This is a genomic window from Nonomuraea aridisoli, assembly GCF_003236395.1.
Taxonomy (GTDB): Bacteria; Actinomycetota; Actinomycetes; order Streptosporangiales; family Streptosporangiaceae; genus Nonomuraea; species Nonomuraea aridisoli.
Map to the genome: position 1 here is coordinate 1 of NZ_POUD01000378.1, position 7,258 is coordinate 7,258.

General features: G+C 70.1%; 9 protein-coding genes and 1 tRNA gene. 2 read left to right on the top strand and 8 right to left on the bottom strand.

The annotated features are described in order from the left end of the window. Positions 1-34: 34 nt before the first annotated feature. The 5 genes from rplA to C1J01_RS44490 form a co-directional block, all read right to left on the bottom strand. The gene (rplA, locus tag C1J01_RS44470; protein ID WP_111185043.1) at positions 35-754 is read right to left on the bottom strand and encodes a 50S ribosomal protein L1; all 720 of its coding nucleotides are present in this window, start codon (positions 752-754) and stop codon (positions 35-37) included. Positions 755-815: 61 nt separating this feature from the next. Further along, complete coding sequence (rplK, locus tag C1J01_RS44475) at positions 816-1,247, bottom strand: 50S ribosomal protein L11 (protein WP_111185044.1); 432 nt, start codon at positions 1,245-1,247, stop codon at positions 816-818. 118 nt (positions 1,248-1,365) lie between these two features. Next, positions 1,366-2,127, bottom strand: coding sequence for a transcription termination/antitermination protein NusG (gene nusG, locus C1J01_RS44480; protein ID WP_111185045.1), 762 nt, complete (start codon positions 2,125-2,127; stop codon positions 1,366-1,368). 74 nt (positions 2,128-2,201) lie between these two features. Next, positions 2,202-2,441 carry a preprotein translocase subunit SecE gene (gene secE / locus C1J01_RS44485; protein WP_181449309.1) on the bottom strand — a complete coding sequence of 80 codons (240 nt, stop codon included), beginning with the start codon at positions 2,439-2,441 and terminating at the stop codon, positions 2,202-2,204. A 77-nt stretch (positions 2,442-2,518) separates the two neighbouring features. Continuing rightward, positions 2,519-2,591: transfer RNA gene (locus tag C1J01_RS44490), tRNA-Trp, on the bottom strand. 168 nt (positions 2,592-2,759) lie between these two features. Between C1J01_RS44490 and C1J01_RS44495 the strand changes: the two genes are divergently transcribed. Next, positions 2,760-3,968: a pyridoxal phosphate-dependent aminotransferase gene (locus C1J01_RS44495; protein WP_111185047.1), complete on the top strand. Its 1,209-nt coding sequence runs from the start codon at positions 2,760-2,762 to the stop codon at positions 3,966-3,968. Positions 3,969-3,970: 2 nt separating this feature from the next. On the opposite strand, the gene C1J01_RS44500 is transcribed toward C1J01_RS44495, so the two are convergent. Further along, the gene (locus C1J01_RS44500; protein ID WP_111185048.1) at positions 3,971-4,471 is read right to left on the bottom strand and encodes a hypothetical protein; all 501 of its coding nucleotides are present in this window, start codon (positions 4,469-4,471) and stop codon (positions 3,971-3,973) included. Positions 4,472-4,509: 38 nt separating this feature from the next. Further along, complete coding sequence (locus C1J01_RS44505) at positions 4,510-5,115, bottom strand: hypothetical protein (RefSeq protein ID WP_111185049.1); 606 nt, start codon at positions 5,113-5,115, stop codon at positions 4,510-4,512. Positions 5,116-5,222: 107 nt separating this feature from the next. Between C1J01_RS44505 and C1J01_RS44510 the strand changes: the two genes are divergently transcribed. Continuing rightward, a complete protein-coding gene (locus C1J01_RS44510; protein ID WP_111185051.1) occupies positions 5,223-6,242 on the top strand; it encodes an adenosine deaminase in 1,020 nt (339 codons plus the stop codon). Here the strand turns inward: C1J01_RS44510 and C1J01_RS44515 are convergent. Beyond that, positions 6,231-6,782: a hypothetical protein gene (locus C1J01_RS44515; RefSeq protein WP_146615959.1), complete on the bottom strand. Its 552-nt coding sequence runs from the start codon at positions 6,780-6,782 to the stop codon at positions 6,231-6,233. The genes C1J01_RS44510 and C1J01_RS44515 overlap by 12 nt on opposite strands. Positions 6,783-7,258 lie beyond the last annotated feature (476 nt).

Below are 7,258 nucleotides of genomic sequence, written 5' to 3' on the forward strand. Positions count from 1 at the left end.
ACCGGGTGGGGGCCTTTCGGGGCTGGGTGGAGGGTCAGCTCTCCAGCTCGGTCGTGAGACCGCGGGTGACGTTGGGGTCGACCGGGACGCCCGGGCCCATCGTCGTGGAGAAGGTGACCTTCTTCAGGTAACGGCCCTTGGCGGCCGACGGCTTGAGACGCAGCACCTCGTCGAGCGCGGCGGCGTAGTTCTCCACGAGCTGGCGCTCGTCGAACGACGTCTTGCCGATGATGAAGTGCAGGTTGGCCTGCCGGTCGGTACGGAACTCGATCTTGCCGCCCTTGATCTCCGTCACGGCCTTGGCGACGTCGGGCGTCACCGTGCCGGTCTTGGGGTTGGGCATGAGGCCACGCGGGCCGAGCACACGACCGAGGCGGCCGACCTTGCCCATCAGGTCGGGCGTGGCCACCACGGCGTCGAACTCGTTGAGCCGGTTGCCCTTGGCGATCTCGTCGATCAGCTCGTCGGCGCCGACGATGTCGGCACCCGCCTCGCGGGCCGCCTCGGCACGGTCACCGGTCGCGAAGACCAGGACCCGGGCGGTCTTACCGGTGCCGTGCGGAAGGTTGACCGTGCCGCGCACGATCTGGTCGGCCTTGCGAGGGTCGACGCCCAGGCGGAGCGCGACCTCCACGGTGGCGTCGAACTTGGTGGTCGACGTCTCCTTGGCCAGTTTCGCGGCCTCTACGGGCGTGTAGAGCTTGTCGCGGTCGACTTTGACCGACGCGTCCTTGTAGCCCTTGCTGCGCTGCATTCTTGACTCCTAGTGGTGTGCGGGCCGGTGAGCGGCCCTCCCACGACTTCTGGGAAAGGTCTTACTCGGCGACGGTGATGCCCATCGACCGGGCGGTGCCGGCGATGATCTTCTCGGCCGCCTCGATGTCGTTGGCGTTGAGGTCGGGCATCTTCGTCTCGGCGATGCTGCGCAGCTGCTCGCGGCTGAGCTTGCCCACCTTGTCGCGGTGCGGGACCGCGCTGCCCTTGTCGAGACCCAGGGCCTTCTTGATCAGCTCGGGCGCCGGCGGCGTCTTCGTGACGAAGGTGAAGCTGCGGTCTTCGAAGATGGTGATCTCAACGGGGATGATGTTGCCCCGCTGCGACTCCGTCGCGGCGTTGTACTGCTTGACGAAGTCCATGATGTTGACGCCGTGGGGACCGAGGGCGGTACCCACCGGCGGCGCCGGGGTGGCCTGGCCAGCGGGGAGCTGGACCTTCACCAGAGCGGCGATTTTCTTCTTCGGAGGCATGTGTCCTTCTCCGGGTCCTGATAGCGATGCCGTCCGGCCCGCGGGCGCGGCCCGGACATGTCGGCGGCCGCCCTTCGCGAGAGGCGGCCGACCGAACGTCTAAGTGTATGTGATCGTCTTAGATCTTCGAGACCTGGTTGAACGAGAGCTCGACCGGCGTCTCACGGCCGAAGATCGAGACGAGCACCTTGAGCTTCTGCGACTCGGGGCTGATCTCGCTGACCGAGGCGGGCAGCGTGGCGAACGGGCCGTCCATGACCGTGACGGACTCGCCGATCTCGAACTCGACCGTCGGGCCGGCGGTCGTCTTGGCCGCCGCCTTCTTGGTCTCCTCGCTCGGCTCGGGCGCCAGCAGCTTGGCGACCTCGTCGAGGCTGAGCGGGCTCGGCTTGTTGGACAGGCCCACGAAGCCGGTCACACCGGGCGTGTTGCGCACGGCGGCCCAGGACTCGTCGGTCAGCTCCATGCGCACCAGCACGTAGCCGGGCAGCACCCGCTCCTTGACCGGCACCTTCTTGCCGCTCTTGAACTCCTGGACGGTGTGCGTCGGCACCTCGACCTGGTAGATGTAGTCCTCCATGTTGAGCGACACGTTGCGGCTCTCGATGTTGGACTTCACGCGGTTCTCGTAACCGGCGTAGGAGTGGATGACGTACCACTCACCGGGCTGGCCGCGCAGCGACGTCTTGAACTCCTCGACGGGGTCGACGTCGGGAAGAACGGCACCGTCCTCGACGGCGGGCGCCTCTTCGGCAGCCTCGTCGCTCTCCGCGACCTCGGCCTCCTCGAGAGCCGCCTCGGCGGCTTCCTCAGTGGCCTCTTCCAGCTCGTCGCCCCACTCGTCGCGGGGGTCCTCCGCCGGAACTGAAGACTCGGACACGGTGACTCTTCCTCTTTCGTCGTATCGTCGAATCGAATGGCGACTCCGTCAGGCGTGCACCGGCGGCGTCTCGGTCAGCCGAAGATCCGGAGGACCGCCCATCCCAGGGCACTGTCGAGCCCGTACACGATCGCGACCATGATCAGGACGAATACCAGAACGACCGTGGTGTAGGTGATGAGATCCTTGCGTGTCGGCCAGATGACCTTGCGAAGCTCGTTGACGACCTGCCGGTAGAAGAGGGCAGGAGAAGTGCGCGTCTTCTTTTCGCCACTGGGCTTGTCCGCGGTCTCGCCGCGCGTGTCGATCGCCACAGTCCTCACCTGATCTGTCGTATCCAACGCAGTTTTGCGGCGCGCTTACACGCCAATTATTGCGCGGACCGCACTCGCAGGGCACGAGGGACTCGAACCCCCAACCGCCGGTTTTGGAGACCGGTGCGCTACCAATTGCGCCAGTGCCCTATGTCGTAGACCAGACTACCCTGATCGACTCACTGCCCGGACCGAACCGCTCAGCGACTTGAGGCGGAAGGACCAGGCGAAAGCATACGGGTGATTCCCCGCTACGTCGAACTCGAATCCGATCGCCCAGGTCACACGCGTACGGGACCCTCGTGGGAGCATGGACACATGTCCACCCGACCCCGCATCTCCGCCAGAATCTCCGCGATTTCCGAGTCCGCCACGCTCGCCGTGGACGCCAAGGCCAAGGCGATGAAGGCCGCCGGGCGCCCGGTCATCGGCTTCGGCGCGGGCGAGCCCGACTTCCCGACGCCCGGCTACATCGTCGAGGCGGCGGTCCAGGCGGCCCGCGAGCCGCGCTTCCACAAGTACACGCCCGCCGGCGGCCTGCCCGAGCTCAAGCAGGCCATCGCCGCCAAGACGCGGCGCGACTCCGGCTACGCGGTGGAGGCCTCGCAGGTCCTCGTCACCAACGGCGGCAAGCAGGCCGTGTACGAAGCGTTCGCGACGCTGCTCGACCCGGGCGACGAGGTCCTGGTCGTGGCGCCGTACTGGACGACCTACCCCGAGGCGATCAAGCTGGCCGGGGGCGTGCAGGTCGACGTCGTGACCGACGAGACGACCGGCTACCTCGCGACCGTCGAGCAGCTGGAGGCCGCGCGCACCGAGCGGACGAAGGTGCTGCTGTTCGTCTCTCCGTCCAACCCGACCGGCGCCGTCTACTCGCGCGAGCAGACCGTCGCGATCGGCCGCTGGGCCGCCGAGCACGGCCTGTGGGTCGTCACCGACGAGATCTACGAGCACCTCGTGTACGGCGGCGCCGAGTTCACCAGCATCGCCACGGCCGTGCCCGAGCTGGGCGACCGAGTCGTGATCCTCAACGGCGTGGCCAAGACGTACGCGATGACGGGCTGGCGCGTGGGCTGGCTCATCGGCCCGTCCGACGTGGTCAAGGCGGCGACCAACCTGCAGTCTCACGCCACCTCCAATGTCTCCAACGTCGCGCAGATGGCGGCGCTGGCGGCGGTGACCGGCGACCTGTCGGCGGTGGCGGAGATGCGTACGGCGTTCGACCGGCGCCGGCAGACGATCGTTCGGATGCTGAACGAGATCCCGGGCGTGTTGTGCCCGGAACCGAAGGGGGCGTTCTACGCATATCCCTCGGTCAAGGAGCTGATCGGCAAGGAACTGCGCGGCCGGCGGCCCCAGTCGTCCGGTGAGCTGGCGGAGCTGATCCTGGAGGAGGCCGAGGTCGCGGTGGTGCCGGGCGAGGCGTTCGGCACGCCGGGCTACTTCCGGCTGTCGTACGCGCTGGGCGACGACGACCTGGTCGAGGGCGTCAGCCGGCTGGGCAAGCTGCTCGCCGAGGCCCGCTGAGCTCAGGCCGAGGTGATGTCGTTCGCGATCGGCGTCATCTCGGTGGCCAGGCCGGGTGTCGCACCGATGTAGACGGCGGTGCCCGGCCGTTCCAGCCACATGAAGTTGTGCACGCCCGTGCGCGTGGTCCAGCGCAGCGCGGGCTTGCCCTCGTAGAGCGTCAGCCGCGACCTGGGGACCAGCGTGGCGAACTGCTCGGCCCTGCGCACGCCGCACACGACGCCGACGTAGACGCGCTCGTCGTTCTCCTTCCAGATCCTGCCCTTGACCTCGAGCGGGCGCCTGAGCGAGTCGAGGCGGGCGAACGAGCCCGCCTGCTCCAGGCCGGAGATGGCGGGCAGGCGCACGTCGGAGCCGCCGCACGACAGGGTGACGCCCTCGCGGGTGACGTCGGGGGTGGGCGCCGCCCAGGTGACCTCGGGGCGCGGCGTCGCGTGACCGCCGCCGCAGGCCGTGAGCAGGGCCATCACGCACATGACGAGCATCGCCGCCGGCCGCCGCATCGTCCCCCCGTACGCGAGTGGTTTCCGGGAAAGGCTCCCTAGTCTCCTACAGGAGCCCTAACGGAGGCGGCGATCCGGACGAGTTCGTCGCTGAGCGAGTCGCTGACCCGGATCCACACGCCCGTGCCGGGGCGTTCGAGCCAGGCGATCACGCGCCCGCCGTCGGGGTGCCTGCCGACCACGGCCGGCCTGCCCCGCACGGTGGTGGCGCGGGAGTCGCGCACGGTGACCCGTTCGCGGAAGCCGTCCCAGTCGGCGGCCACCGTACCGTGTTCGACCTGGACTTCGACAAATCCGGTCGCGGAGGTGTAGCGGGCGCGGACGCCCTCGGCGCCCGGGGCGGGCTCGATCGTGCCGCCGCCGCCGCGTTCGAGGCCGCGGGGCAGGTACGTCAGCCATAAGCGGTCGGAGACGACCGCGATCGGGCTCGGCTCCGCCGCTCCGGCGGCGGCCGGTCGGTCCGGCGACGGGGCCGGGGACGCCGTCGGGACCGGAGCCGGCGGGGGCGTCTCCATCGCGACACGCGGCGGGCGCCCGAAGCCGGAGGAGAACAACGCGTAGATGATGAGTGCCGTCACCGCGAAAGCCAGCGCCGCGAGCGCCGCGCGACGTCCCTGCCCGATGTTCTGCCCCTCGGCGATCATTCCTCCTTGATCCCCAATCTTGGGGACGTCCATACCATGCGTTCGCTTGGTCGCCGGTGACCTGCGAAAGGGCCGACCCGGCGGGGTCCAGGTGGCAAGATATGCGGATGGCAAGGCCCTTGCACGCGCTTCCCAAGGCACATCTCCACCTGCACTTCACCGGCTCGATGCGGCACTCGACGCTGATCGAGCTGGCCAGGGAGCAAAGGCTGCACCTGCCCGACGCGCTGGAGGAGGACTGGCCGCCCCGGCTGCGGGCCACCGACGAGCGCGGCTGGTTCAGGTTCCAGCGGCTGTACGACATCGCCAGGTCCGTGCTGACCCGGCCCGAGCACGTCTACCGGCTGCTGCGCGAGACCGCCGAGGACGAGGTGGCGGCCGGCTCGCGGTGGCTGGAGATCCAGGTCGACCCCTCGGGGTACGCCCAGCGCTTCGGCGGTCTGACGGCGACGCTGGAGCTCGTGCTGGACGCGGTGGAGCAGGCCGCCAAGCACGCGGGGATCGGCATCGCGGTGATCGTGGCGGCCAACCGCACCCGGCATCCGCTCGACGCGAACACCCTCGCCCGGCTCGCCACCCAGTACGCCGGCAAGGGCGTGGTGGGCTTCGGCCTGTCCAACGACGAGCGGCGCGGGCAGGCCAGGGATTTCGAGCGGGCGTTCCGGATCGCCAAGCGCGGCGGGCTGCTGGCGGTGCCGCACGGCGGCGAGCTGATGGGGCCGCGCAGCGTGGCGCAGTGCGTCGACGACCTCGGCGCCGACCGCGTCGGGCACGGTGTGCGCGCGGCGGAGGACGACTGGCTCATGCGGCGGCTGGCCGATCGGCAGATCTGCTGCGAGGTGTGCCCGACGTCCAACGTGGGGCTGGGGGTGGCCGAGAACGCCGAGCTGGTGCCGGTGCGGCGGTTGTTCGACGCGGGGGTGCCGATCGCGCTGGGCGCCGACGACCCGTTGTTGTTCGGGACGCGGCTCTTGCGGCAGTACGAGCTGGCCCGCGATGTCTACGGGTTCGACGATCGGGAGGTGGCGGAGCTGGCCCGCCAGTCCGTACGGTCGTCGGCGGCGCCCGAGTCGGTGCGCAAGGAGTTGCTCAAGGGCATCGACGACTGGCTGGCCTCACCTGAGTGACTCGGCGATCCTGACGGCCTCCTCCATCGTGCGCACGCCCTCCAGGCGGTAGTTGAGCGTGCCGTCCTGCCAGATGAGGGTGGGGGCGGCCTGGCGCAGGGGGATCTCGGTGCCGTCCTCGCGGCTGAGGTAGCCGAGCGGGTGCTCGCCGGGGATCCACCACGCGGTACGGCCGGAGACCTCGGTGTAGTCGGGCAGCGGGGTCAGCTTCTTGAAGAAGATCGGGTCGAGGGCGCCGTCGAACTGGTCGAGCCGGATGCCGTCCGGCCAGAACATCGACACGACCCTGCCGCCGTCGGCCTCCGTGACGCGTTCGGGGTCGCCCAGCGCGGCCGGGGTCTTGACCTGGAACGTCCGGGGTTGCCCGGACGGGGGCACGGTGCGTTCGCCGGGCAGCGGGGCGGTGGCGGTGATCGCCGGGCCCGGAGTGTCGCTGACGCGCAGTTCGACGCCCGCGAACCGGAGGATCCGCACCACGGCTTCCCGCCCCTGCGGCGTGCCCGCCGTGACGGCGATGACCGTGACGACCACCGCGCCCACGATCGCCCACCTCTTCCGCCGCACACGCCGCGCCGAATCCCGCCGCCCACCGCCTCGCCGACCCGGCGCCCGAGAATCCCTACCCCCACGAGGCCGAACGCCTGCACCAGAGGCGGACGTGAGATCCCGTGAATCGGACTCCTGCGGGTCGGGCCGCGCCGCAGGAGAGTCGCTCGGGAAGGCAGAGCCCTGAGGGAGAGGGGCCCGAAGGGTCCGGTCATGAGGAGCGGGGTCCTGCGCCGCCGCCGGGCCGCTTGGGGCCGAGTCCCGAAGAGGCCGGTCCTGAGGGGCGGGCACTGCCGCCGGGTTGCTTCGGGGCGGGTCCTGAAGGGTCCGGTCCTGTGGGGTGGAGGTGGCTTCGGTGTTCGGGGAGTCCGCGGCGGTGAGGCGGGCGCGGAGAGGATCGGCGTCCCGGGAGGCGCCTGAAGAGGCTCCCGGGGTGAGACGGGCGCGGATGGCGGCGGCCACGTCGGCGG

Coding starts and splice junctions, on each gene's coding strand:
- C1J01_RS44500 (WP_111185048.1), bottom strand. CDS start 4,471: ATGCGGCGGCCGGCGGCGATGCTCGTCATGTGCGTGATGGCCCTGCTC.
- rplA (WP_111185043.1), bottom strand. CDS start 754: ATGCAGCGCAGCAAGGGCTACAAGGACGCGTCGGTCAAAGTCGACCGC.
- C1J01_RS44510 (WP_111185051.1), top strand. CDS start 5,223: ATGGCAAGGCCCTTGCACGCGCTTCCCAAGGCACATCTCCACCTGCAC.
- rplK (WP_111185044.1), bottom strand. CDS start 1,247: ATGCCTCCGAAGAAGAAAATCGCCGCTCTGGTGAAGGTCCAGCTCCCC.
- C1J01_RS44505 (WP_111185049.1), bottom strand. CDS start 5,115: ATGATCGCCGAGGGGCAGAACATCGGGCAGGGACGTCGCGCGGCGCTC.
- C1J01_RS44495 (WP_111185047.1), top strand. CDS start 2,760: ATGTCCACCCGACCCCGCATCTCCGCCAGAATCTCCGCGATTTCCGAG.